This is a genomic window from Streptomyces sp. NPDC001663, from assembly GCF_042893105.1.
GTDB lineage: Bacteria > Actinomycetota > Actinomycetes > Streptomycetales > Streptomycetaceae > Streptomyces.
The window spans coordinates 158,681-183,227 of sequence record NZ_JBIAUR010000022.1 but is presented as its reverse complement, the minus strand read 5'-3'; the positions used below and the strand labels follow the sequence as shown (position 1 = coordinate 183,227).

At 70.5% G+C, this 24,547-nt stretch carries 22 protein-coding genes and 2 pseudogenes; 13 read left to right on the top strand and 11 right to left on the bottom strand.

Features of this window, described 5'->3' with window-relative positions; genetic code table 11:
- The first annotated feature begins 11 nt into the window (after positions 1-11).
- On the top strand, positions 12-974 hold the full coding sequence (locus ACFY1L_RS47915; RefSeq protein WP_388840515.1) for an electron transfer flavoprotein subunit alpha/FixB family protein: 963 nt from the start codon (positions 12-14) through the stop codon (positions 972-974).
- Between the two features lie 59 nt (positions 975-1,033).
- Here the strand turns inward: ACFY1L_RS47915 and ACFY1L_RS47910 are convergent, their stop codons facing one another.
- Complete coding sequence (locus ACFY1L_RS47910) at positions 1,034-1,981, bottom strand: endonuclease/exonuclease/phosphatase family protein (RefSeq protein WP_388840492.1); 948 nt, start codon at positions 1,979-1,981, stop codon at positions 1,034-1,036.
- Between the two features lie 211 nt (positions 1,982-2,192).
- Between ACFY1L_RS47910 and ACFY1L_RS47905 the strand changes: the two genes are divergently transcribed.
- Together ACFY1L_RS47905 and ACFY1L_RS47900 are read left to right on the top strand one after the other, a co-directional pair.
- Complete coding sequence (locus ACFY1L_RS47905; RefSeq protein WP_388840489.1) at positions 2,193-3,491, top strand: DUF6986 family protein; 1,299 nt, start codon at positions 2,193-2,195, stop codon at positions 3,489-3,491.
- Between the two features lie 96 nt (positions 3,492-3,587).
- Positions 3,588-5,582, top strand: coding sequence for a protein kinase (locus tag ACFY1L_RS47900; protein WP_388840486.1), 1,995 nt, complete (start codon positions 3,588-3,590; stop codon positions 5,580-5,582).
- Here ACFY1L_RS47900 and ACFY1L_RS47895 read toward each other — a convergent pair.
- Positions 5,528-6,349 (bottom strand): annotated as a pseudogene (locus ACFY1L_RS47895) (hypothetical protein). The gene ACFY1L_RS47900 and the pseudogene ACFY1L_RS47895 overlap by 55 nt on opposite strands.
- 7 nt (positions 6,350-6,356) lie before the next feature.
- Positions 6,357-7,466: a LacI family DNA-binding transcriptional regulator gene (locus ACFY1L_RS47890; protein ID WP_388840483.1), complete on the bottom strand. Its 1,110-nt coding sequence runs from the start codon at positions 7,464-7,466 to the stop codon at positions 6,357-6,359.
- 187 nt (positions 7,467-7,653) lie between these two features.
- Here ACFY1L_RS47890 and ACFY1L_RS47885 point away from each other — a divergent pair, with 187 nt between their 5' ends.
- Positions 7,654-8,601 carry an ROK family protein gene (locus tag ACFY1L_RS47885; protein WP_388840480.1) on the top strand — a complete coding sequence of 316 codons (948 nt, stop codon included), beginning with the start codon at positions 7,654-7,656 and terminating at the stop codon, positions 8,599-8,601.
- 73 nt (positions 8,602-8,674) lie between these two features.
- Here ACFY1L_RS47885 and ACFY1L_RS47880 read toward each other — a convergent pair whose 3' ends face one another.
- Positions 8,675-10,696, bottom strand: a complete 2,022-nt coding sequence (locus ACFY1L_RS47880) for an NPCBM/NEW2 domain-containing protein (protein ID WP_388840477.1) — start codon at positions 10,694-10,696, stop codon at positions 8,675-8,677.
- A 267-nt stretch (positions 10,697-10,963) separates the two neighbouring features.
- On the opposite strand from ACFY1L_RS47880, the gene ACFY1L_RS47875 reads away from it, so the two are divergent.
- From ACFY1L_RS47875 to ACFY1L_RS47865, 3 genes are read left to right on the top strand one after another with little or no spacing between them, the layout of a single operon-like run.
- Positions 10,964-12,232: an ABC transporter substrate-binding protein gene (locus ACFY1L_RS47875; RefSeq protein ID WP_388840474.1), complete on the top strand. Its 1,269-nt coding sequence runs from the start codon at positions 10,964-10,966 to the stop codon at positions 12,230-12,232.
- Between the two features lie 19 nt (positions 12,233-12,251).
- Positions 12,252-13,169, top strand: coding sequence for a carbohydrate ABC transporter permease (locus ACFY1L_RS47870; protein ID WP_388840471.1), 918 nt, complete (start codon positions 12,252-12,254; stop codon positions 13,167-13,169).
- Complete coding sequence (locus ACFY1L_RS47865; RefSeq protein ID WP_388840467.1) at positions 13,166-14,098, top strand: carbohydrate ABC transporter permease; 933 nt, start codon at positions 13,166-13,168, stop codon at positions 14,096-14,098. Before ACFY1L_RS47870 ends, ACFY1L_RS47865 begins: the two co-directional genes overlap by 4 nt.
- Before the next feature lie 10 nt (positions 14,099-14,108).
- Here the strand turns inward: ACFY1L_RS47865 and ACFY1L_RS47860 are convergent, their stop codons facing one another.
- Positions 14,109-14,453, bottom strand: coding sequence for a hypothetical protein (locus tag ACFY1L_RS47860; RefSeq protein WP_388840464.1), 345 nt, complete (start codon positions 14,451-14,453; stop codon positions 14,109-14,111).
- Positions 14,454-14,535: 82 nt separating this feature from the next.
- Between ACFY1L_RS47860 and ACFY1L_RS47855 the strand changes: the two genes are divergently transcribed.
- Positions 14,536-14,751 carry a hypothetical protein gene (locus ACFY1L_RS47855; RefSeq protein WP_388840512.1) on the top strand — a complete coding sequence of 72 codons (216 nt, stop codon included), beginning with the start codon at positions 14,536-14,538 and terminating at the stop codon, positions 14,749-14,751.
- Between the two features lie 138 nt (positions 14,752-14,889).
- A complete protein-coding gene (locus ACFY1L_RS47850) occupies positions 14,890-15,933 on the top strand; it encodes an NUDIX domain-containing protein (protein ID WP_388840460.1) in 1,044 nt (347 codons plus the stop codon).
- Positions 15,934-15,937: 4 nt separating this feature from the next.
- Here the strand turns inward: ACFY1L_RS47850 and ACFY1L_RS47845 are convergent.
- The 3 genes and pseudogenes from ACFY1L_RS47845 to ACFY1L_RS47835 form a co-directional block, all read right to left on the bottom strand.
- Positions 15,938-16,930 (bottom strand): annotated as a pseudogene (locus tag ACFY1L_RS47845) (protein kinase family protein); the annotation flags it as partial.
- 10 nt (positions 16,931-16,940) lie between these two features.
- Positions 16,941-17,645, bottom strand: a complete 705-nt coding sequence (locus tag ACFY1L_RS47840) for an MBL fold metallo-hydrolase (RefSeq protein WP_388840457.1) — start codon at positions 17,643-17,645, stop codon at positions 16,941-16,943.
- Between the two features lie 61 nt (positions 17,646-17,706).
- The gene (locus ACFY1L_RS47835; RefSeq protein WP_388840454.1) at positions 17,707-19,062 is read right to left on the bottom strand and encodes a dipeptidase; all 1,356 of its coding nucleotides are present in this window, start codon (positions 19,060-19,062) and stop codon (positions 17,707-17,709) included.
- Between the two features lie 132 nt (positions 19,063-19,194).
- Here ACFY1L_RS47835 and ACFY1L_RS47830 point away from each other — a divergent pair, with 132 nt between their 5' ends.
- Complete coding sequence (locus ACFY1L_RS47830) at positions 19,195-20,436, top strand: geranylgeranyl reductase family protein (RefSeq protein ID WP_388840451.1); 1,242 nt, start codon at positions 19,195-19,197, stop codon at positions 20,434-20,436.
- 6 nt (positions 20,437-20,442) lie between these two features.
- Here ACFY1L_RS47830 and ACFY1L_RS47825 read toward each other — a convergent pair whose 3' ends face one another.
- Together ACFY1L_RS47825 and ACFY1L_RS47820 are read right to left on the bottom strand one after the other, a co-directional pair.
- Complete coding sequence (locus tag ACFY1L_RS47825) at positions 20,443-20,949, bottom strand: nitroreductase/quinone reductase family protein (protein WP_388840447.1); 507 nt, start codon at positions 20,947-20,949, stop codon at positions 20,443-20,445.
- The gene (locus ACFY1L_RS47820; protein WP_388840444.1) at positions 20,946-21,413 is read right to left on the bottom strand and encodes a nitroreductase family deazaflavin-dependent oxidoreductase; all 468 of its coding nucleotides are present in this window, start codon (positions 21,411-21,413) and stop codon (positions 20,946-20,948) included. The genes ACFY1L_RS47825 and ACFY1L_RS47820 overlap by 4 nt, the downstream gene beginning before the upstream one ends.
- A 171-nt stretch (positions 21,414-21,584) precedes the next feature.
- Between ACFY1L_RS47820 and ACFY1L_RS47815 the strand changes: the two genes are divergently transcribed.
- From ACFY1L_RS47815 to ACFY1L_RS47805, 3 genes are all read left to right on the top strand, one after another.
- Complete coding sequence (locus ACFY1L_RS47815) at positions 21,585-22,295, top strand: TetR/AcrR family transcriptional regulator (protein WP_388840441.1); 711 nt, start codon at positions 21,585-21,587, stop codon at positions 22,293-22,295.
- A 103-nt stretch (positions 22,296-22,398) separates the two neighbouring features.
- Entirely contained in the window at positions 22,399-23,640 is a 1,242-nt protein-coding gene (locus tag ACFY1L_RS47810) for a sensor histidine kinase (RefSeq protein ID WP_388840438.1), read from the top strand.
- Positions 23,637-24,302 carry a response regulator gene (locus ACFY1L_RS47805; protein WP_388840435.1) on the top strand — a complete coding sequence of 222 codons (666 nt, stop codon included), beginning with the start codon at positions 23,637-23,639 and terminating at the stop codon, positions 24,300-24,302. The genes ACFY1L_RS47810 and ACFY1L_RS47805 overlap by 4 nt, the downstream gene beginning before the upstream one ends.
- Here ACFY1L_RS47805 and ACFY1L_RS47800 read toward each other — a convergent pair.
- On the bottom strand, positions 24,263-24,547 hold the full coding sequence (locus ACFY1L_RS47800) for a DUF6332 family protein (protein ID WP_388840432.1): 285 nt from the start codon (positions 24,545-24,547) through the stop codon (positions 24,263-24,265). The two genes, ACFY1L_RS47805 and ACFY1L_RS47800, sit on opposite strands and share 40 nt — an antisense overlap.

Below are 24,547 nucleotides of genomic sequence, written 5' to 3'. Positions count from 1 at the left end.
GTTTCGTTCCCATGGCTGAAGTTCTCGTCTACGTCGACCACGTGGACGGTGCCGTCCGCAAGCCCACCCTGGAGCTGCTGACCCTGGCCCGCCGCATCGGCGAGCCGGTCGCCGTCGCGCTCGGCGCGGGCGCCGCCGACACCGCCGCCGCGCTGGCCGAGCACGGCGCCGTCAAGGTGCTCACCCACGAGGCGTCCGAGTACGCCGACTACCTCGTCGTACCCAAGGTCGACGCGCTGCAGGCCGCCGTCGCCGCCGTCTCCCCGGCCGCCGTCCTGGTCCCCTCCTCCGCGGAGGGCAAGGAGATCGCCGCCCGCCTCGCGCTGCGCATCGGCTCCGGCATCCTCACCGACGCCGTCGACCTCGAGGCGTCCGACGAGGGCCCGGTGGCCACCCAGTCGGTGTTCGCCGCCTCCTTCACCACCACCACCCGGGTCAGCAAGGGCACCCCGGTCATCACCGTCAAGCCCAACTCCGCCGCCGTCGAGGCCGCCCCCGCCGCCGGTGCGGTCGAGGCCCTGACCGTGTCGTTCTCCGAGCAGGCGACCGGCACCAAGGTCACCGCCCGCACCCCGCGCGAGTCCACCGGCCGCCCGGAGCTGACCGAGGCCGCGATCGTGGTCTCCGGCGGCCGCGGCGTCAACGGCGCCGAGAACTTCCCGCTCATCGAGGCCCTCGCCGACTCCCTGGGTGCCGCGGTGGGCGCCTCCCGCGCGGCGGTGGACGCCGGCTGGTACCCGCACACCAACCAGGTCGGCCAGACCGGCAAGAGTGTCTCCCCGCAGCTGTACATCGCCAACGGCATCTCCGGCGCCATCCAGCACCGGGCCGGCATGCAGACCTCCAAGACCATCGTCGCGGTCAACAAGGACCCGGAGGCCCCGATCTTCGACCTGGTCGACTACGGCGTCGTCGGCGACCTCTTCGACGTCGTCCCCCAGCTCACCGAGGAGATCAACACCCGCAAGGGTTGATCACCCCCGCACCGGGCCGAGGCCCCCGCGACTGCACGAACAGTCACGGGGGCCTCGGTTCATTCCAGGCTGAGCGACGCCTCCACCGGCAGATGGTCGCTGGGGAACTGCCCGTTCACGGAGAAGGTGTTGACCGACGCCCGGTGCGTCGTCACCCACGGCGAGGTGAGGATCCAGTCGATGCGCTCGCCGTTCGGCGTGAGCCCCTTGTAGCCGTGGAACGTCCCGTACAGGGCACTGCGCCGCGCCGCCGCGTCCCAGGCGTCGACGAGTCCCGAACCCGTCAGCGTGTCGTAGACCGGGTTCTCGTGCGCGGCGACATTGAAGTCACCCGTCACCACGACCGGCAGCGAGTGGTCGAGCTGTGCGATCCGCTGGATCATCAACGAGGCGCTGCGCTCGCGCGCGTACTGGCTCGCATGGTCGAAGTGCGTGTTGAGGACGTAGAACTCCCGTCCGTCGTCGGCGAGATCGCGGAAGCGGATCCAGGTGACGATGCGGGGGAAGGCGGCGCCCCAGGTGTTCGACCGGATGACCTCCGGGGTGTCGGAGAGCCAGAAGGTGTAGTGCTCGACCGGGGCCAGGCGCCGGGTGTCGTAGAAGATCGCCGTGGACTCGTCGCGGCTGCCGCCCTCCCGGCCGGTGCCGATCCACGCATAGTCCGGTCCGAGGTCGTAGTCGATGTCGCGCAGTTGCTGATAGAGGCCCTCCTGCGTGCCGATGATCTGGGGGTGCGCGCGATGCAGCAGTTCGCGCATCACCGGTCTGCGGTCGCGCCAGCTGTTGGGTTCGGTGGTACTCGCGAAACGCAGGTTGAAGGTCATGACATGGAGACGGGGCGCCCGGCGTCCCTTCGCCGAGGGGGACGGGTCGGACCGGGCGGGCGAAACCCATACGGGCGAGGCGGACGAGGCGGGGATCGCGGCACTGGAGAGGGGCACCGTGACCGCCGCGGCTAAGAGGGCCTGGAGACCCAGACGGCGGGTGACTCGGCGGTGGATCGGCACGGCGGCTCCTTCGGTGGCGACAGCCGGACGAGTCGTGTGTGGGGCGAGTTGTGCGTAGGGAAGTGTCATACCCGTGTGTGAGATGAGCGTGAACATGCCGAGATCACAGCCTTGCTGCCCGTGGACATGGTGTTGACCATCCGGAAGGTGCCCGGATAACTTCGTTCTACGGATTGTTGATTCCGTACAGTGGAAAACAGGAGGGTATGGGATGGGCCAGCAGGAGAAGGTGGCGACGAGCCTCGCGGGTGCGATCAGCGAGGAGATCAGCGCCTCCCTCGCGCCGGTCGACGCCGAACTGGAGCGCCGCTACCCCGGTGACCCCGGCACCCGGCAGCCCGTCCACACCGTCTATGTCCCCGGTGACGTCTTCGCCGCCGACACCATCCGCTCCTGGGGCGACCAGGCTCTCGCCGCCCTAGACGAACACGCCCCGGACGCCGCCTCCTTCGCCGCGGTCCTCGGTCTGTCCGACGAGCTCGCCGAGCCCGTCTACGCACGCGTGCGCGCCAAGCTGGAGCGCGAGCCCATCGAGGACCTGCGCGTCGACTTCGAGGACGGCTACGGCCCGCGCCCGGACGCCGAGGAGGACGAGACCGCGGCCCGCGCGGCCCGGCTGATCGCGGAGGCCTACGAGAAGGGGACCGCGGCCCCGTACATGGGCATCCGTATGAAGTGCATGGAGGCGCCGGTACGCGACCGGGGCATCCGCACCCTCGACATCTTCCTCAGCGGCCTGATGGAGGCCGGTGGTCTGCCCGACGGGCTGGTGCTGACGCTGCCCAAGGTGACCTACGCCGAGCAGGTCACCGCCATGGTGCGGCTGCTGGAGGAGTTCGAGAAGGCGCGCGGCCTGGAGCCCGGCCGGATCGGCTTCGAGATCCAGATCGAGACCAGCCAGTCCATCCTCGCCACCGACGGCACCGCGACCGTCGCGCGCATGATCCAGGCCGCCGAGGGGCGCGCCACCGGACTGCACTACGGCACCTTCGACTACAGCGCCTGCCTCGGCGTCTCCGCCGCGTACCAGGCCAGCGACCACCCGGCCGCCGACCACGCCAAGGCGATCATGCAGGTCGCGGCGGCGGGGACCGGGGTCCGGGTGTCGGACGGTTCGACGAACGTGCTGCCGGTGGGCCCGACGGCGAAGGTCCACGACGCATGGCGCCTGCACTACGGCCTCACCCGCCGCGCCCTGTCCCGCGCCTACTACCAGGGCTGGGACATGCACCCCGGCCACATCCCCACCCGGTACGCGGCCGTCTTCGCCTTCTACCGCGAGGGCTTCGAGCAGGCGGCCGAGCGTCTCGCCCGGTACGCGAACCAGGCCGGCGGCGACGTCATGGACGAGCCCGCCACCGCCAAGGCCCTCAGCGGCTACCTGCTGCGCGGCCTGGACTGCGGTGCGCTGGACATCGCCGAGGTCGCCCAGGTGACCGGTCTGACCCGGGCCGATCTGGAGGGTTTCGCATCGCCCCGGCGCGGCGACCTGACCGTCTCCGGCAAGTAGCGGGCCTGTCACAGCCGTCGCCGACGGCTGGCGTTGTCACCCCCGCCCCGTAGTGTGTACGGCACGCATTGACATGTCACAGGAACGGGGCGGGCGGTGTCTTCGGGGGAGACTTCGGCAGGAAAGGGCCAGGGCGACGGGACCGGTCGGCTGCTGGTCGGGCGCTATCGCGTCGTGTCCCAGCTCGGGCGCGGCGGCATGGGCGTGGTGTGGAGAGCAGTCGACGAGGTCCTCGGCCGCGAGGTCGCCGTCAAGGAACTGCGCACCTACACCGACGCCGCCGGGCCCGAACTCGCCGATCTGCGGCTGCGGATGCAGCGCGAGGCCCGCGCGGCGGCCCGGGTGCGCCATCCCGGAGTCGTGGCCGTGCACGACGTGGCCGAGGTCGACGGCCGCCCGCTGATCGTCATGGAGCTGGTCGACGGGCCGTCCCTGGACGACGTGCTGCGCGAGCGCGGCACGCTCGACGCGCGCGAGGCCGCCGACATCGGCGCCAAGGTCATGGACGCGCTGGCCGCCGCCCACCGGGCCGGCGTCCTGCATCGCGACGTGAAGCCCGGCAACATCCTGCTCGACCGCTCCGGCCGCGTCGTCCTCACGGACTTCGGCATCGCCACCATGGAGGACCCGGGCGACGGCTCGGCCACCCACCTCACCCGCAGCAGCGAACTCGTCGGTTCCCTGGACTACCTGGCCCCGGAGCGCGCACAAGGCTCCGATCCCGGCCCGGCCTCGGACGTCTGGGCGCTGGGGGCCACGCTGTACGCGGCGGTCGAGGGCTCCTCGCCCTTCCGCCGTACGTCGACGTACTCCACGCTCGCCGCGATCGTCACCGAGCCGCTGCCGGAACCCCGCCACGCCGGTTCCCTCGCCCCCGTCCTGCGCCGCCTGATGGACAAACGGCCCGACGCCCGCCCCGAGGCCGAACAGGCCCGTGAGCTGCTGCAGGCGGTGGTCGACAGGGCGGGTACGGACACGCCGACGACGATACTGCGCGGCGCACCAGCTCCGGTGCGGGAGGAGACCGAACGGGGCGTTCCGTCGATGCCGCCGGGGTTCGGGCCGGTCGAGCCTGCGGGGCAGGGCTTCGGGCCGCCGGGGACAGAGGTCGCCGGCGCGCAGGGGGAGCAGGCCGATCAGGGGGCCGGTTCCGCCGAGCGGGACGGACGGACGACGCCGGGCTTTGATTCCGCGGAGCAGGCCGGACAACAGGCATCCGGTTCCGCGGAGCACCCCGGGCAGGGCGCCCAGGGTTTCGGGCCCGCTCAGCAGGGCGTGCAAGGCTTCGGTGCTGCGCAGCAACCCGGCCGAGCAGGGCCGGACTTCGGTTCCGCGGAGCCCGCCGCGCACGCGGCCGGGGGCTTTGGTCCGCCCGTGCCCGCAGGTCCGACCTCGGCTTCCGCCCCCACCGACCTCATCCCCACCCAGAGCTCACCCCGCCGCAAGGGCCGTGCCTTCCTCGCCGCCGCAGCCGTCACCGTCGTCCTCGCGGCGGCCGGTGCCACCGTAGCTCTGATGAACAACTCCGGGGACGCGGAAGCGAATGCGCAGCCCTCGTCCAGTACGCGCACGGAGAACTCCTCGTCGGCGTCCGGCCGTACCGACGCGGACCGCTCCGACGACGCCAAGCCCACTCAGCAGGGCCACGAGAAGACCCCCACGGCGACGGAGAAGACGCCGAGCCACCAAGGGGCAACCACGCCCGCGGGCAAGGCCACCTCGTCCGCCCCGACCAACGCCTCGGGCGGCGGTTCCGGCAACGGCGGTACCCCGACGGCCGGGAGCTCCGGCGGCGCGACCACCCAGGCGCCGGCCTGTCAGTCCATCGGCGGCGGCAAGTACAACTGCACGGTCTGGCGCACCGCCAAGTCCTACACCGCCTCCGGCACCGAGGTCGGCGTACTCGGAGCGGGCACCAACTACTTCTTCTGTCAGCAGAACCTGGGCCGCCGCGAGACATACGGCCAGTGGACCAACGTCTGGTGGGCGAAGACGGACGACGACAGCGGCAACACGAACGTCTACGTCAGCGACGTCTACATCAAGGGCGGCGACAACGACGAGCCGGTCCCCGGCCTGCCGGTCTGCTGACGCTCACGCGTCCGCCACTCTCACATCTCCGCCACGTACCGCTCCAGCCCCGAGGTCGTCACCAGCTTCTCCTCGGCGAACACCCGGGTGCCCCGCTCGCACAGCGCCGCGTCGGCCCGGGCCCGCGCACAGAACTCCTCGGGCGTGGCACCGAACAGCTCCCTCAACCGGGGCGACTTGACGAGGAGTTCGGTGATCAGCGGCCGCTGGCCGGGATGCGTGCGCGGGGTGCCGCTGCCGTTGCGCAGCACGCCCCGGCGGTTGACGTAGATGTACGCACCGGGCAGCCGAGTACCGTCCGCCAACTCCACCCGCACCTCCGGCGCCGGCAGCCAGGCGCGCCGGAAGTTGCCGTACGGCAGCGGCACGCCCTCGCTCGCGTCGATCACCGCGAGCTGCTCGGCGTCGAGCCAGGTGAGGAACAACTCCCGTACGGCGCCGGGCGCTTCGACCGGTGATGCCGACACGTATCCGAGGCGGCTCACATGCCCGGAGACGCCCACCCCGATCCCGGCGACCCTGGTGCGCACCATCGGGATGGGCGAGGTGATGCCGGACTCGGCCATCTTGTTGCGCAGTTGGCCCGGGCAGGCGTTGGAGCCGACCGCCAGAACGGGGGCGCGGTCCTCGTACACCAGGCGGTCGAGGGGCAGCAGCCGGTCGCCGTCGAGGAGCCCGGACTCCGACGGCCAGGCACCCGGGTAGAGCAGCGGATGGTCCCGCGGGGCCTCGGCCAGGCCCAGTGACTCCAGTGTGCGGTCGGCCACGGCCGGCTCAGTCCGCCGGCGGCAGCTCGCCCGAGCCGCGCGTGATCAGCCGCGTCGGCTGCTCGATGCGTTCCGGAGTGATCAGGGTCCCGTCCAGCTGCCGGAAGAGGCGCTCGGCGGCGGTGCGGCCGAGCGCCGCCGCGTCCTGGGCGACGACGGTGACGCCCGGCTGCAGCAGGTCGGCGAGCTCGAAGTCGTCGAACCCGACCAGGGCGACACGGCGGGACTGCTCGGCGAGCACGCGGACCACGGTGACCGTCACCCGGTTGTTGCCCGTGAAGATCGCGGTGACGGGATCCGGTCCGGAGAGCATCTCCTCGGCGGCCCGGCGCACCCGCTGCGGGTCCGTGACGCCCAGGGACGTCCAGGAGTCCTCGACCGCGATGCCCGCGTCCTCCATGGCGGCCCGGTAGCCGCGCAGCCGCTCGGCGGCCGTGTGGATGCGGGGCATGTCGCCGATGAAGCCGATCCGGCGGTGGCCGTGGGCGATGAGATGGGCGACGCCGTCGCGGGCGCCGCCGTAGTTGTCGGCGAGGACGACGTCGGCGTCGATCTTCCCGGCCGGGCGGTCGACGAAGACCGTGGCGACGCCCGCCTTGATCTCGGGCTCGAGATAGCGGTGGTCGTCACCGGCGGGAATGATCACCAGGCCGTCCACCCGCCGTGCGCACAGGGCCAGCGCCAGCTCCTGCTCGCGGTCCGGGTCCTCGGCGCTGGAGCCGTTGATCAGGAGGGCGCCATGCGCGCGGGCCACTTCCTCGACGGCGCGGCTGAGGGGGCCGTAGAACGGGTCGGCGAGGTCCTCCAGGACCAGGCCGATGCTGGCGGTGCGGCCCTTGCGCAGGACCCGGGCGCTGTCGTTGCGGCGGAAGCCCAGCGCGTCGATGGCCTCCTGGACGCGGCGCTCGGTCTCCGGTGTGACACCGGGCTCGCCGTTGACCACACGGGAGACGGTCTTCAGGCCGACTCCGGCGCGCGCCGCCACGTCCTTCATGGTCGGACGGTTGCCGTAACGCGTTCCGGTGAGGGGGGCTGTTCGGCGAGCGGTCTCGGGCACGATGCGCTGTCCTGTCCTGTCTCGTCCACGGGTCTCGTTCACGGGGATGCGTCGGACCATGAGTTTGTATGAGGATGTGGCGTCGAGCATAGAGCCTGGACAACGTTGTCATATGCAAGAGAGACTGTCCACCGCAATCTCCGGCCTGCGCCCCCACCGCCAGACCGGCTCACCTTCTCCATGGTTGAAGGGGGAACTTCCCCTGGCTGACCGGAGATCCGATGGTTGACGGGGAGATCCGACACCGATGCAGACCGACCTCGTGGCAGCGCTCGACATCGGCGGCACCAAGATCGCCGGGGCGCTGGTGGACGGCCACGGCCAGATCGTGGTGCGCGCACAGCGTGCGACGCCCGCGCAGCAGGACGGCGAGACCGTGATGGGCGCCGTGGAGGAGGTCCTCGGCGAGCTGACCGTCTCGCCCCTGTGGGGGCGGGCCACGGCCCTCGGTATCGGCAGCGCCGGTCCGGTGGACGCCTCCGCGGGCACGGTGAGCCCGGTGAACGTGCCGGGCTGGCGCGACTACCCGCTCGTGGCGCGGGTCCGGGCGGCGGCCGGCGGCCTGCCCGTCGAGCTGATCGGCGACGGCGTGGCCATCACGGCGGCCGAGCACTGGCAGGGCGCGGCCCGCGGCCACGACAACGCCCTGTGCATGGTGGTCTCCACGGGTGTCGGCGGCGGCCTGGTCCTGAACGGCCAGCTGCATCCCGGCCCCACCGGCAACGCGGGCCACATCGGCCACATCAGCGTCGACCTCGACGGCGACCCGTGCCCGTGCGGTTCGCGCGGCTGCGTGGAGCGCATCGCGAGCGGGCCGAACATCGCCCGCCGGGCGCTGGAGAACGGCTGGCAGCCCGGCCCCGACGGCGACACCTCGGCCGCCGCGGTCGCTGCCGCCGCGCAGGTCGGCGACCCGGTCGCGCTGGCCTCCTTCGAGCGGGCGGCCCAGGCGCTGGCGGCCGGTATCGCGGCCACGGCGACCCTCGTCGAGATCGACATCGCGGTGATCGGCGGGGGAGTGGGCAAGGCGGGCGACGTACTGTTCACGCCGTTGCGCAAGGCGCTCGGCGACTACGCGACGCTCTCCTTCGTGCAGCGCCTGGAGATCACGCCGGCCCAGATGGGCACGGACGCCGGGTTGGTCGGGGCGGCCGCGGCCGCGCTCGCCAAGCGGGCGGACACGGCCGCGGTCTGAGCGCCTCGGCAGCAGCGGAGGCGCTCAGCGGTGCAGGAACGTTCAGGCGGGCTGCTGGGCCCTTCGGTGGGGCTCAGCAGGTCAACTGTGCGTTCGCCCAGTCCGCGTGGTCCGAGTCGATGCCGTCGCCGCCGTCGGTGACGACCAGGCGGACGACCTGGGCGCCGGTCACGTCCGCGGTGAGTGGCTGGGCCGGCATCGAGTTGGTCAGGACGCCGGTCGAGGCGACCTTGGTGCCGTCGGCCCAGATCTCGAAGGCGACGGTGCCGTTGGCGCCCTTCTCGTCGTCGACGCCCACGTCGGCGGTGACCGTCCTGCACGCCTTGCCGGTGTAGTACTCGACGGCGCTCTCCGCGTGGACGCCGAGCCCCTTGCCGTACACCACTCCGCCGATGGTGATCGGATGGCCGTCGCCCGCGGCGCTCTCCCCGTTGCTGGTGTTGCGCTCGACCGGACCGTAGCCGTTGGTGGCCGACAGCCAGGGCAGGTCACCGAGCCCGGACGTCCCCGAAGGCGGCGGTACGACGACGGATGCCGTCAGCGGCACGGTGCTGTCGACACGGACACCGGTCGGCGAGCGGTAACTCGCCTTCAGCGTCAGGTCGTACGAACCCGTCGGCGTCCCTTGTGGAGCGGTGACGGACCACGTGGTGCGCAGGGAGTGGCCTGTCGGGACCACGGCGGAGGTGGTCCGCGAAGTCGCCTTCACCGTCCAGCCCTCGGGGCCCGACAGCTTCGCCGAGACGTGCAGAGCGGGTGAACGGCCGAGGTCGGTTACCGCAGACGTCAGCGTGGCCGGCTTGCCCGCCTCCATCAACGGGCTGCCGTCCAGGCCGAGTTCGACGGCGGGCGGGTACGCGGCCCACTTGCGGTCGGCGGAGACCCGTACGAGAACCGTTCCGTGGGCGGGGACGGTCGCCGAGATGGTGCCCGCGGTGTTGTAGCTGTTGTGCTGCCACAGATCGCGCAGGGTGTAGGCGGGGGTCTCGGGCAGGCCGATTGCCTTGGCGGTGGTGGCGATGCGCTGGGCGGTGCCGGACTCGTTGAAGAGGGCGACCGCGCGGCTGCCGTCCTTCATCTCCTTGGCGACGACCCAGCGTCCGCCCTCGGAGGAGACGACCGCGCCCTGCTTGCCCAGCGGGTCCTGGTCGACGGCGATGACCTCCTTGTTGTCGAGGATGTCGAAGGTCGCCGGGGTCGCTTTGCGCAGGTCGGAGCCGATGAGCAGCGGGGCGGCCATGATCGACCACATCGAGAAGTGGGAGCGGTACTCGGTGTCCGTCATGCCGCCGTTGCCGACCTCCAGCATGTCGGGGTCGTTCCAGTGCCCGGGGCCGGCATACGGCGCGAGCGGCAGGTTCTTCTTCAGGATCCCCAGCATGGAGCCCCAGTTGTCGCTGATGTCACCGGTCGTGCGCCACAAGTGGCCCACATCCGCGGCCCATTCCCAGGGTTTGTTCTGGCCCCATTCGCAGATGCTGTAGACGATGGGACGGCCGGTCGCCTCGAGCGCGTCGCGCATGGTGGTGTAACGCAACTTGGCGTCCACACCTTGGTTATTGCAGTTGTCGTACTTGAGGTAGTCCACTCCCCAGTCGGCGAACTGCTGGGCGTCGCTGTACTCGTGTCCCAACGCCCCCGGGAATCCTGCGCTGTTGCAGGTCTTCGTGCCCGCGCTGGTGTAGATGCCGAGCTTGAGCCCCTTGGAGTGCACATAGTCGGCGACCGCCTTGATCCCGTTCGGGAAACGGACCGGATCGGGGACGAGTTTGCCGTCCGCGTCCCGGCTCGGCAGGGCCCAGCAGTCATCGAGGTTGACGTACTGGTAACCGGCGTCTTTCAGGCCCTTCTCGACGAAGATGTCCGCGATTCCCTTGACCATGGACTCGTTGAACTCGGCACGACAGTGCGTGGAGTTCCAGTTGTTGAAACCCATCGGAGGGGTCAGGGCGAGGCCGTCCGCCAGGGTCGGCGCGGCGGGCTCGGCGGTGGGTGCCGCCGCGGCCGGCACGGCGAGTCCGGCCGCGCACAGGAGTCCTGCGGTGAGCGCTCCGACCACTCTTCGGCGGGTTGTGCGGGTGTGAGGGTGACGCATCGTTACGTTCCTCCGAACACGCGAAAGGTGGGATGACGTCATGTCCGCGTCATCGGTGCGCGTTTACGGTAGGACGTGTCGGACTGTGTTGGAAGAGAACAGGTAACGGTTGTTCGATATGCCGTCAGAACCCTTGACGTCGAGGCCACACGGAGGTGAGATCCAAGCCACGCGTTCGGTTGTGTTGGGTGGCGCTCCTGGGAGGGGCACATGGCACAGTCATCGTTCCAGCGGATTGGTCCAGCCCAAGGATGGGCAGGTCATCCGATGTCCCGGCGAAATCTCTTGCGTGGTGCGGCTCTTGGCGCCGGTGTGGTCACGCTGCCCGCCCTGCTGTCGGGGTGCGGCGAGGGGCCCGGCGGCAACAAGAAGGAAGTCACCGTCGGCTCCAACGCCTCGGACGCCGTACCGAAGAAGGCGTACGCGGCGGCCTTCCAGGCGTACGAGAAGAAGACCGGAAAGAAGGTGAAGGTCAACACCAAGGACCACAACGACTTCCAGGAGAACATCAACCGCTATCTGCAGGGCACACCCGACGACGTCTTCATGTGGTTCGCGGGATACCGCATGCAGTACTTCGCGGAGAAAGGCCTGTTGACCGAGATCAGCGACGTCTGGAAGACCTTCTCGGGTTTCTCGGACGCCCTGAAGGCGCAGTCCACGCACGATGGCAAGCAGTACTTCGTGCCGTACTACTACTATCCGTGGGCGGTCTTCCACCGCAAGAGCCTCTTCGAGCAGAAGGGCTATCAACAGCCCGCGAAATGGGACGACTTCATCGCCCTTGCCAAGCAGATGCAGAAGGACGGCAATCCGGTCGCCTTCTGCGACAAGGACGGCTGGCCCGCGATGGGTACCTTCGACTACATCAATCTGCGGCTGAACGGATACGACTTCCACAAGTCCCTGATGGCGGGCGAGGAATCGTGGACCGACACGAAGGTGAAGAACGTCTTCGACACCTGGCGTGAGCTCATGCCGTACTACCAGAAGGGCGCGCTCGGCCGGACGTGGGAGGAAGCCGGGCAGAGCCTGCAGCAGCGCAAGACCGGCATGGCGGTGTTCGGCATGCCGCACCCCGGCACCCAGTTCCCGGCGAACGAGCGCGACGACATCGACTTCTTCGCCTTCCCCGAGATCGACCCGCAGTGGGGCCAGGACGCCGTGGAGGCGCCCATCGACGGGTTCCTCGTGGCGAAGAAGTCCAAGAACCTCACCGGTGCCAGGGACCTGCTGAAGTGGCTCGGCAAGCCCGAGGCCGAGGACGTCTATCTCAAGTACGACCCCAACAACGTGGCGGTCAACTCCGGCGCCGACACCTCCAAGTACAGCGCCCTGCAGAAGAAGTCCGCGCAGCTCGTCTCGGGCGCCAAGCAGATCTCGCAGTTCCTGGACCGCGACACCCGGCCCGACTTCGCCTCGACGGTGATGATCCAGTCCATCCAGGACTTCATCGGCAACCCGAAGGACGTCGACGGGCTGTGCAACAGCATCGAGCGGCAGAAGAAGACCATCTTCTCGCAGCCCGTCGGCTGATCACTGGGGGAAAAGTTCCGTGGCGCCCACCTTCCCGCGACGCGCCGGACGACGGCGGCGCCTCAGGCGGTTCACCCGCCGTGACGCCGTCGTCCTCGGCGTGCTGCTCGGCATCCCGATCCTGCTCGACATAGCCATCGTCTGGGGCCCGACGCTCGCCTCGATCGGCCTGTCCTTCACCGCTTGGGACGGCATCGGGGACATTCACTGGGTCGGCCTGGACAACTACAAGAACCTCGCCGACAACTACCCGCCGTTCTGGCCGGCCGTCCGCCACAACATCATGTGGCTGCTCTTCCTCGGCCTGATCGCCACGCCCTTCGGTCTGTTCCTGGCCGTCCTCATCGACCGGGGCGTCCGCTTCAGCCGCTTCTACCAGTCCGTGCTCTACATGCCGGTCGTGCTCTCGCTCGCCATCGTCGGCTTCATCGCCCAGCTGATCCTCGGCACGGACCAGGGCGTGGTCAACACGATCCTCAACAACCACGAGGACCCGATCGACTGGCTCGGCGACTCCCACCTCAACATCTGGATGATGATGATCGCGGCGAGCTGGCGGCACGTCGGCTACGTGATGATCCTCTACCTGGCCGGCCTGAAGGCCGTCGACCCCCAGCTGAAGGAGGCGGCCGCGATCGACGGCGCGAACGAGCGCCAGACCTTCTTCCGCGTGGTCTTCCCGACGATGCGCCCGGTCAACGTCATAGTCGGCGTCATCACCGTCATCGAGGCCCTGCGCGCCTTCGACATCGTCTACGCCGTCAACAAGGGCCGCAACGGCCTGGAACTCCTCTCCGTCCTCATCACCGACAACATCATCGGCGAGGCAAGCCGCATCGGCTTCGGCTCGGCGATCGCGGTCGTCCTGCTCGTCGTATCGCTCGGATTCATCGTGACGTTCCTGGTCCAAGAGCTGCGAGGTGCGCGCGACCGATGACCGCAGACATCCGTACCACCGCGTCCACCGTGCCCCACCGCCGGGCCGCGGCACCCGCCCGCAGCCCGAAGTCCCGTCCCCGGCGCGGCCGTTGGGGCGTGCACATCTTCCTGACGGCGGTCTCCCTAGCGTTCATCGCGCCGTTGCTCCTCGCCGTCTACGCCAGCCTGCGGCCGTACGAGGACACGGCGCAGCACGGCTACCTCTCCTGGCCGAAGCACCTGTCCTTCGACTACTACCGCCGGGCCTACACCGAGTCCGGCATGGGCAAGTACTTCACCAACACGCTGCTGATCGCGGTCCCCGCCGTCATCGTCACCCTCTTCCTGGCCGCGTTCGTCGCCTTCGCGGTCTCCCGGCTCAAACTCCGCGGCGGAATCGTCCTGTTGATGTTCTTCACGGCGGGCAACCTGCTGCCGCAACAGGTGCTCGTGACGCCCCTGTACGTCCTGTTCAACAAGATCCCACTGCCCTGGTGGATGTCCGACTCGCTGACGATGTACGACTCCTACTGGGCCGTGATCGTCGTCAACATCGGCTTCCAGATGGGGTTCTGCGTCTTCGTCCTCGCCAATTTCATGCGCACCCTGCCCCAGGAGATCCTGGAGGCGGCGATCGTCGACGGCGCCGGCGTGTGGACCCAGTTCTGGCGCATCACCCTCCCACTGTGCCGCCCGGCGCTGGCGGCCCTGGCCACCCTGGAATTCACCTGGATCTACAACGACTTCCTCTGGGCGCTGATCTTCATCTCCAACCCGGACAAGCTCCCCATCACCTCGTCCCTGAACAACCTGCGAGGCCAGTTCTTCACGGACTACAACCTGCTGGCGGCGGGCTCGGTCCTGGTCGCTCTCCCGACGATCCTCGTGTTCCTGCTGCTCCAGCGGCACTTCATCGCGGGGCTCACGCTGGGCTCGACGAAGGGGTGAGCGCGAGGGGTCACGGTCGGCCGTCGGAGAACCTCTGCGCAAGGTCACGATGGTGGGCCGCGACCTGCCGTACCTGCTCGTGGTCGAGGGTGGCCCCGGGGGACGAGCCCAGGCGCTCGAGCGACTCGGCGGCACGCAGATACTCGCGGACGGCATGTTCCCGGCAGGGCAGACACGTGACGCTCTCCGGGCGCCGCGAGGTCATCGCGTACGGCACCCGCAGGCCGCATCCCGTCGTGACGGCGCTCGGCGCGTCGCCGACGAGGCCGAAGGTGGTCGCGAGCATGCCGCGCACGGCGGCGTTGTCGAGCAGCAGTCTCGAGTCGACGTGGATGTGCCCGTCGGTCCCGTCCATCCGTCCTCCCCACGCGGCGGTTCTTCGGTGCAGCATGCCAGGCATGCGTTACCCCGACCCCGGTCCGGCAGTTGATCCGGTCATGAAGAAGCGCAGCATGATGGCCATCGCCTCCCTCGCCACCGGTTTCGCCGTCGCGGCGATCAGCCCGTCGCACGGCAGCAGCGATCACCAGGTACTCGGTGATCACCAGGCAATCGGCGACGTGGGGGTCGAGAACACCCTCGGTACGGTCACGGACGCCGTCGGCAAGAGCGGCCTCGCCACGACCGACAACGCCTTCGGGCAGCACGGCTGACCCAGTCGACAGAGTGCGGCGCCGGTGCCTCCGTTTCGGGGGCGCCGGCGCCGCCGTATGTGCGCCCTCACCTGGGCCTGGTTTCCGTGACAGGGTGGAGGGGGCAAGCCTCAGGGGGCCAACAGAAGAGGGGGAACCGTGACCGTCGTTTGGATCAACGGCGCGTTCGGTGCGGGGAAGACCACCGCCGCACGGGAACTGATCGACCTGATCCCGAACAGCACGCTCTTCGACCCCGAGGTCATCGGCGGCGGACTGACGCATCTGCTGCCCGCCAAGCACCTCGCCGAGGTCGGCGACCACCAGGACCTGCCCATCTGGCGGCGACTCGTGATCGACACGGCGGCCGCCATGATCGCCGAGCTCGGCGGGACCCTCGTGGTCCCCATGACCCTGCTGCGCCAGGAGTACCGCGACGAGATCTTCGGCGGCCTCGCCGCCCGCCGCATCGCGGTCCGGCATGTCCTCCTCGCTCCGGCCGAAACGATCCTGCGGGAGCGAATAGCCGGCCGGGAGGTCCCGCCCGACCTTCCCGACGGCGACATGCGGATACGGCAGTGGTCGTACGACCACATCGAGCCGTACCGCTCCGCCCTCGCGTCCTGGCTCACCGCCGACGCGTATCCCGTCGACACCGGCGCCCTCACTCCGTACGAGACGGCCGTCCGCATCGCCGAGGCCGTCGGCAGCGGTGAGGTGCCCGTCTGCGACATCGTGCAGACGCCCGAGCCCACCGCCGAGACCCTCGCCGCGGGTGTCCTGCTCTTCGACGAACAGGACCGGGTGCTGCTCGTCGACCCGACCTACAAGCCCGGCTGGGAGTTCCCCGGCGGTGTCGTCGAGCCCGGCGAGGCACCCGCCCGCGCCGGGATGCGCGAGGTCGAGGAGGAGACCGGCATCCGCCTCGCCGACGTACCGCGCCTCCTGGTCGTCGACTGGGAGGCGCCCGCACCCCCCGGGTTCGGCGGACTGCGCCTCCTCTTCGACGGCGGCCGCCTCGACTCCACGGAGGCGGCCCGGCTGCTGCTGCCCGGGCCCGAACTGCGCGAGTGGCGCTTCGTCAGCGAGGAGGAGGCGGCCCATCTCCTCCCACCGATCCGCTACGAGCGTCTGCGCTGGGCCCTGCGGGCACGTGAGCGGGGAGCTGCGCTGTACCTGGAGGCCGGGGTTCCCACACCGTGACCCGCTGCTGAAACCGCCGGCTGAAGTCGTCCATCACGGCGGCCGTCCGCGCGTGCCGTGAGATCACCTCGGCGGCGGCCTCCGGGACGCCCTCCGGCCGGGCGCCGTCGGCGCAGGCGCGGAGGAAGGCGGACCGTTCCTCGCCGCGGTGGCCGTACAGCTCGGTGACGAGCCAGAGGACCAGGTAGAGGGACGTGTAGTCGCGGTCGTAGGCGCGGTGCCGGTCGAAGAAGGCACGCTCGTCCGGGGTGAGGCGGAAGCGGGAGGAGAGGGCGAGGCCGTAGTCGGCGAGGTAGAGCTCGCGGCCGTCGGTGAGGATGTTGCCGAAGTGGGCGTCCATGTGCAGGAGTTGGCGGGAGCCCAGGAACGAGGTGGTGACCTCCAGGCCCTGCTCGACGAGGTGGCAGGCGGACTCCGCGTCGCCTGCGGCGAGTTGGGCGCGGAGCCAGTCGTGCAGGGTGTGGGGGATGTACTCCAGGAACAGCGCGACGCTCGCGGACGCCGTGCGCAGAGCCTCGATGCGTCGGCGCACGCCCGCTGAGCCGCCCCAGTAGCTGACGGCCGCCTCCACATCGGCCAGTTCATCGGGGAGGAGCTGCTGGTCTGGCTCGGGCAGCACTCGGCAGTGATACATCAGCGGAAAGCCGGAAGAATCGCCCGCCAGAACCCAGTTGGTGGTCATGGCGTGCACGGCGAGTTCCCGCCAGGCGCCGAAGCCCGGGCCGGGGATGCTGCCGATGCCGTAGTGGCAGTACGTCGGCAGCCCGAAGAGATCGGCCGTGGACCGGACGTTCTCCGGAAGCTGCTCGACGTCCGTGAGCGGCACCCGCTTCACGAACACCCGCACCCCGTCGACCTCGACCAGCGTCGCCCGCCCGCCGACTCCTGCGCCGGCCGGTGTGCCGGACGCGAGCAGCGCGCCGAGTTCATGGTCGCTGAGGAGGGCGAGGGAGGTGGCGGCAGTGCTGTGGTGGGCAAGGCGCTGGGCGCGGGTCATGATCCCATCTTCAGCGGGGCATTCGGTATGCGTCCGCCGAACTGCGGAGGTGCGCCGAGGCGTTGCCGGTCACGGCGTCTCCGTGGCCGAAACAGGCGACCTCCGTGTCGAGTTCGGCCAGCCGGTGGAAAGAGGCGATGGCCTGGGTGCGGTCGAGGTTGAAGACGCCCGGCATGACGCTGCCGTCCACCGGGGACGCCGCGATCGTGTCGCCGGTGAACAGCACGCCGTGGTACGGGAGACGGACGGCGATGCTGCCGTGCGTGTGGCCGGGGGTGTGCACGACATGGGCGCCGTCGCCGAAGTCGAGGACGTCTCCGTCGGACAACTCGGTGATATTCGTGGGACGTTGGAAGTCGCCTGTGGGTAGCTGCAGGGCGACCTCGGCATGGATCGGGCGCTCCCACTCCTCCAACACCGGGGATGCTCCCGGGAGTTCACCTCGCACGACAGGCGCGTCCCGGTGATGCGCCAGTACCTCCGCCCCGCTCAGGGCGGCGAGCTCACCCGCTCCGCCCACATGGTCCTCGTGGAAGTGGGTCAGCACGACGCGCCGTATCGTCCCGAGAGACTCCGCGACCGCTGCGATCGCGGCTGCCGACCCCGCCGGACCGGCGTCGATCAGCGTCAACTCGTCGCCGTCCCGCCATAGATAGGCCTGGCCGACGGGGAAGCGGAGGAGGTGGAGGCGCGGGAGGAGTTCGATGACGTCCATGGGCCGAACGTAAGGGCGCCCCGCCGGACCGCGAGGCGCCCTCTGCTGTCGGCAGAGCCGGTCAGCTACCCGCGTAGTTCCGCAGGAACAGCGCCTCCGTCACCGACAGGCGCTCGAGTTCGTCGGGGGAGACACTCTCGTTGACGGCGTGGATCTGGGCCTCCGGCTCGCTCAGGCCGATCAGGAGGATCTCCGCCTGGGGGTAGAGGGCGGCGAGGGTGTTGCACAGCGGAATGGAGCCGCCCTGGCCGGCGTACTGCATCTCCTGGCCGGGGTAGGCGACCGCCATCGCGTCGGCCATGGCCGCGTATGCCGGGCTGGTGGTGTCGGCGCTGAAGGCCTGGCCCTGGCCGACCTGCTCGGTGCGCACGCGGGCGCCCCACGGCGTGTGCGCCTCCAGGTGGGCCTGCAGCAGCTTGGTCGCCTCGGCCGCGTCCACGCCCGGCGGCACCCGCAGGCTGACCAGCGCACGGGCGCCCGCCTGCACGGACGGGGTGGCGCCGACGACCGGCGGGCAGTCGATGCCGAGGACGGTGACGGCCGGGTGGGCCCAGATGCGGTCGGCGACCGAACCGGAGCCGATCAGCTGTACCTCGTCCAGCACCTTGGCGTCCTGGCGGAACTGCTCCTCGTCGTACTGCAGGCCCTCCCACTGTGTTCCGGGGGCCAGCCCGTCGACCGTGGTCGAGCCGTCCTCCGCGCGCAGCGAGTCCAGTACGCGGATCAGCGCGGCCAGGGCGTCGGGGGCAGCTCCGCCGAACTGACCGGAGTGGAGGTTGCCCTGGAGGGTGTCGATCTGGATGCGGACCAGGGTCATGCCGCGCAGCGTGGAGGTGACCGTCGGCAGCCCGACGCGGAAGTTGCCCGCGTCGCCGATGACGATGGTGTCGGCCGCAAGGAGGTCCGGGTGGTCCTCGGCGTACCGCTCCAGGCCGCCCGTACCCATCTCCTCCGAGCCCTCGGCGATGACCTTGACGTGCACCGGGACACCGCCGTTCGCCTTGAGGGCACGCAGCGCCAGCAGGTGCATGATCACGCCGCCCTTGCAGTCGGCGGCCCCGCGCCCGTACCAGCGGCCGTCGCGCTCGGTCAGCTCGAAGGGCGGGGTGGTCCAGGCGGCCTCGTCGAGCGGCGGCTGCACGTCGTAGTGGGCGTAGAGCAGGACGGTCTTCGCGCCCTCGGGGCCGGGCAGGTAGCCGTAGACCGACTGCGTGCCGTCGGGGGTGTCGAGCAGGGCCACGTCCTGGAAGCCCTCGGCGGTGAGCGCGTCGGCGACCCAGTTCGCGGCGCCCTCGCTCTCGCTCTTCGGGAACTGGTCGAAGTCCGCCACCGACCTGAAGGCGACGAGCTCGGCGAGCTCGGCCTGCGCCCTCGGCATCAGCGAGGCGACGGTCTCGGCGACCGGATTCGACGACATGGGCACGCTCCTTGTGGGTGCGACGTTGTACGTGTGGATATCGGGATCCTCCCACAGCGGCCTGCGGTGATGTCCGCCGTAGGATGCGGGGGACAGGTGCGGCAGCGGCTTGATCGGGAGCAGTAGACCATCGTGAGCAGCGAGAACTCTTCGGGCGACGACGTGCAGCGGGTGTGGGACGTCGTCGTGGTGGGCGCGGGACCCGCGGGGGCCTCGGCCGCCTATGCGGCGGCGGTCGCGGGGCGCAGCGTGCTGATGCTGGAGAAGGCGGAGCTGCCGCGCTACAAGACGTGCGGCGGAGGGATCATCGGCCCCTCGCGCGACTCCCTGCCGCCTGGCTTCGAACTGCCGCTCAGGGACCGCGTGCACGCGGTGACGTTCTCCAACAACGGCCGCTTCACCCGTACCCGCCGCTCCAGGCACATGCTGTTCGGGTTGATCAACCGGCCCGAGTTCGATCAGCAGTTGGTCGAGCACGCGCAGAAGGCGGGCGCCGAGGTGCGGACCGGCGTCACCGTGCAGCGCGTGGAGCAGCACGGGTCGGCGGTGCCGGACCGGCGTACCGTCGCCGTGGTCCTGCAGGGCGGCGAGACGCTGCTCGCGCGGGCCGTGGTGGGCGCGGACGGCAGCGCGAGCCGCATAGGAGCGCATGTCGGGGTGAAGCTCGACCAGGTGGACCTCGGCCTGGAGGCGGAGATCCCGGTTCCGGAGACCGTAGCCGAGGACTGGAAGGGACGGGTCCTCATCGACTGGGGCCCCATCCCCGGCAGTTACGGCTGGGTGTTCCCCAAGGGCGACACACTCACGGTCGGCGTGATCTCGGCGCGCGGTGAAGGGGCCGCGACCAAGCGGTACTTGGAGGAGTTCATCGGGCGGCTCGGTCTCGCCGGCTTCGAACCGAGCATCTCCTCCGGGCACTTGACGCGCTGCCGGGCCGACGACTCGCCGCTCTCGCGCGGCCGGGTGCTGGTCTGCGGAGACGCCGCCGGTCTGTTGGAGCCGTGGACCCGCGAGGGCATCTCGTTCGCGCTGCGCTCGGGGCGGCTCGCGGGGGAGTGGGCGGTACGGATCGCCGAGGCGCACGACGCGGTGGACGCCCGGCGACAGGCCCTGAACTACGCGTTCGCGGTCAAGGCGGGGCTCGGCGTCGAGATGAGCGTCGGCAAGCGGCTGCTGACGGTGTTCGAGCGCCGTCCCGGCCTGTTCCACGCGGCGCTGACCGGGTTCCGGCCCGCGTGGAACGCGTTCAAGGAGATCACGCAGGGCAGGACGTCCCTGGGCGAGATCGTGCGCACCCATCCGATGGCCCAGCGTGCCCTGACCGCGCTCGACCGGCGTCCGGTGGGTGGCGAGGCCACCGAGGCCGGCTCGTGAGGGTGATCAGCTCGTGACGGTGATGCGGAAGACCGGGTGGTCGCCGGCCGCCGCGAGGATCTCCGCGTCGGTGGACCTGGCGGTCACGCCCTTGAAGTACTGGTTGACCTCCCAGCCCCATTTCTCCAGGTAGGTCCGCAGGACCGGGAGCTTCTCCGCGTCGGGCAGCTCCACCGCGGTGAACGCACGGACCTTGCGCCCGACCCGCAGCTCGCCGCCGCCGGCGACGCGCATGTTGCGCACCCACTGCGAGTGACCGCGGGCGGAGACGAGGTGCTGCGCGCCCTCGTAGGTGTGCGGGTTGACCGGGATGCGCTGCATCCGGCCGCTGGTGCGGCCGCGCACGGACATCTCCGCCGTGCCCATGAGGCTGAGCCCGTGCCGGGCCAGCAGACCGATCGCTCTGTTGAGGCGCACGGTCAGCGGACCGCCCTTGAGGTAGTACGGCGCGGACGAGGTCACGGGGACCTCCGGGTGCGCTGTGCGACGGTCGGCGGCATCAGGGGTGCTCACTTGGTGACCTCGATCCGGAAGACCGGGTGGTCGGGGGCGATGCGGCGCAGCTCGGCCTCGGGGGAGTCGGGGCCGACCCCGTTGAAGAAGACGCCGACCTCGGCCTTCCAGCGCTTGAGGTAGGCGCGCAGCAGCGGGACCTTGTCGTCGTCGGCGACCTCGGTGGCCGTGAACGCCTCCACGTTCTTGCCGAGGTGCAGCTCGCCGCCGCCCGCCGCGCGCATGTTGTGCGTCCACTGGACGTGACCGCGCGGTGCGACCAGGTACTGCTGTCCGTCCACGGTCAGCAGGTTGACGGGGGTGGTGCGCCACTCGCCGCTCTTGCGGCCGCGGACCGCCAGGACCCGGGAGCCCCAGACGCTGATGCCGCGGCGGGTCATCCACGCCACGATGCGGTTGAAGACGTTGACGGTGAACCAGCCGGGCTTCTGGACGTGCGCGGACGTGGACATGGTGACCCCCATCGGTTGGTGGAGCGATTGTGTGAGCGCTGCTCTCTTGTGTGAGCACTGCTCTCGCTCGCCTCGTGAAAAGTCTGCACCCGATCGGTGATCCAAAGCAAGAGCAGTGCTCTCTTTTTTGTGCGGTGCTCTCGTTTGTGTGCACTGCTCTGTTTTCGTGGGACACTGCACTGCATGAGCACCGCACACGGCGCCCGCGCCCGGGCCAGGATCGAGGTCACCGCAGCCATCAAGGACGAGGCCCGCAGACAGCTCGCGGCCGAGGGCGCCGCCAAGCTGTCGCTCCGGGCCGTCGCCCGCGAGCTCGGCATGGTCTCCTCGGCGCTCTACCGGTACTTCCCCAGCCGCGACGACCTGCTGACCGCGCTCATCATCGATGCGTACGACTCCGTGGGCGAGGCGGCCGAGTCGGCGCATGCCGCCGCGGCCGACGCCGGCCCCGTCCAGCGCTGGACCGCGGTGTGCGAGGCAGCCCGCGCCTGGGCCCTCGCGCACCCGCACGAGTACGCCCTGATCTACGGCTCCCCGGTCCCCGGCTACACCGCCCCCGACACCACCGTCCCGGCCGCCTCCCGTGTCGGCCTGGTGCTGCTCGCCATCATTCGCGACGCCATCAAGGGACCCGGCATGACCTTTCCTCCGCTCTCCGCCGAACTGCGCCCCGAGGCCGAGCGCCTGTCCGCCGACATCGCCCCCGATCTCCCCCCGGCCGTTGCGGCGGCGCTCGTCGCTGCCTGGGCCCAGCTGTTCGGGCTGATCGGGTTCGAGCTGTTCGGCCAGTTCAACCGGGTCGTGGAGGACCGCGAGACGTTCTTCCGGCATGCGGTGGGACAACTGGCGCGGGGAGTGGGACTGTCGGACCGTCCTCCTGCGATGCCGGGATGACGCAGCCCTTCGTGGCGCTCGGCGACGTACTTCCCGGGGAGTACGTGTGATCACCACGCCCGGCTGACGCCCACCAGGCCCGACGGCGTCTAGCGTGGCCGTCATGGAGGAGCAGCAGCGTGTACGCCGTGGCGGGCCGCCGCAGTGGTGGCGGCACGGGCCGCCGTGGCTGAGCCGCTGGGACGGTGAGGAGCGGCCGCAGGCCCGGTGGCCGTGGCGCTCCACCGTGCTGCTCACGGTCTTCGTGCTCGCCGGATCGAACTACGCCGCCCACCAGCAGGTGGGCGAGCGGGCCGCCCTTGACCTCTTCGCCCGCGTGCTGCTGCTCGTCGGCTCGGGGCTGCTGCTGTGGCGGCGGCGGTATCCGGTGGTCGTCGTGTTCGGCACGGCGGCCGCCGCGATGGTCTACCTCGGCGCCGGATACCCGTACGGACCGGTCTTCTTCACCGTCGCACTGGCCTGCTTCAGCGCCGTGGTCGCCGGACACCGCCGGGCCGCCTGGGCGGCGGTGGCGATGCTGTGGACCGGGCACGTACTGGTGGGCCACTGGCTGTACCGGTGGCTGCCGCCGTCCGGCGACCCGGCGGCCTCCTGGGCGCAGGAGGGGGTGATCGCCGCATGGGTGGTGGCGATCGTGGCGGTGGCGGAGCTCGTCCGGACCCGGCGGGAGCAGTGGGACCGCGAGCGGGCCGAGCGGGCGCAGGCGGCGCGGCGGCGGGCCGACGAGGAGCGGCTGCGCATCGCCCGCGAGCTGCACGACGTGCTCGCCCACAGCATCTCCGTCATCAATGTGCAGGCGGGGGTGGGTCTGGCCCTCCTCGACAGCGACCCGGAGCAGGCCCGCACCGCCCTCACCACCATCAAGGCCGCCAGCAAGGAGGCACTCGGCGAGGTCCGCCAGGTCCTCGACACCCTCCGCACGCCGGGTGACGCGCCGCGCGCGCCGGCACCCGGCCTCGACCGGCTGCCCGAACTGGTCGAGCAGGCCGCGAGCGCAGGCCTGACGGTGGACGTCGAGGGGGAGCAGCCCCGGCTCGCGCCCGGCACCGACCTCGCCGCCTTCCGCATCGTCCAGGAGGCGCTCACCAATGTCGTACGGCACTCGGGCTCGCGCCACGCGCGCGTGCACGTCGACCACGACCCGCAGGCGCTACGGCTGCGTATCGACGACGACGGGCCCGCGACCGGCGCGGATGCGGGCGGCAGCGGCAACGGTCTGGCCGGAATGCGGGAGCGGGCCGCGGCCCTGGGTGGCACGATCGAGGCGGGCCCGCGTCCCGACGGGGGGTTCCGGGTGCTCGCCGTACTGCCGTTGAAGGTGAAGGCCAAGGAGGACGACCGGTGATCCGCGTACTGCTCGCCGACGACCAGTCACTCGTGCGGGCCGGGTTCAAGGCGCTGCTGGACGCGCAGCCGGACATCGAGGTGGCCGGGGAGGCCGCCGACGGCGAGGAGGCGCTCGCCAAGGTGCGCGAACTGCGCCCCGACGTCGTCCTGATGGACATCCGCATGCCCGCGCTGGACGGGCTGGCGGCCACCCGCCGCATCACCGAGGACGCCGAGCTGGGCGGCGTGAAGGTGGTCATGCTCACCACCTTCGAGCTCGACGAGTACGTCTTCGAGGCGATCCGTGCGGGTGCCTCCGGCTTCCTGGTCAAGGACACCGAACCGGACGAACTCCTGCGCGCCGTAAGGGCGGTGGTCGAGGGCGACGCACTGCTCTCGCCCGGCGTGACCCGCCGCCTGATCGCCGAGTTCGCCGCCCGCTCCAAGGAACCCGCCGCCGAGGACGCCCTCGGTGAACTCACCGAGCGGGAACGGGAGGTAATGGCCCTGGTCGGCATCGGCCTGTCCAACGAGGAGATCGCCCGCCGCCTGGTCGTGAGCCCCCTGACCGCGAAGACCCACGTCAGCCGTACCATGGTCAAGCTGGGCGCCCGGGACAGGGCCCAACTCGTCGTCCTCGCCTACGAGTCGGGGTTGGTGCGGCCCGGCTGGCTGGGCTGATCCGGCCGCCGGAAACGCATCAGCACGCTGACGACCCGGGCGAAGAACACCACCGCCGCCACCGTGGCACCCGAGCCGACCAGCGTGCCTCGAGCGGCATCGGACAGATCGAAGGCGAACGCCGGTCCCGCCACCGCCCCGAAGACCAGCGCAGCCGCGAACACCGCGCTGCACAGCGCATATCCGATCTCGACGGTGATCGCGTCCCGCTCGGCCTGAGTGCGCCGTCCCCCGTATTCAGTCAT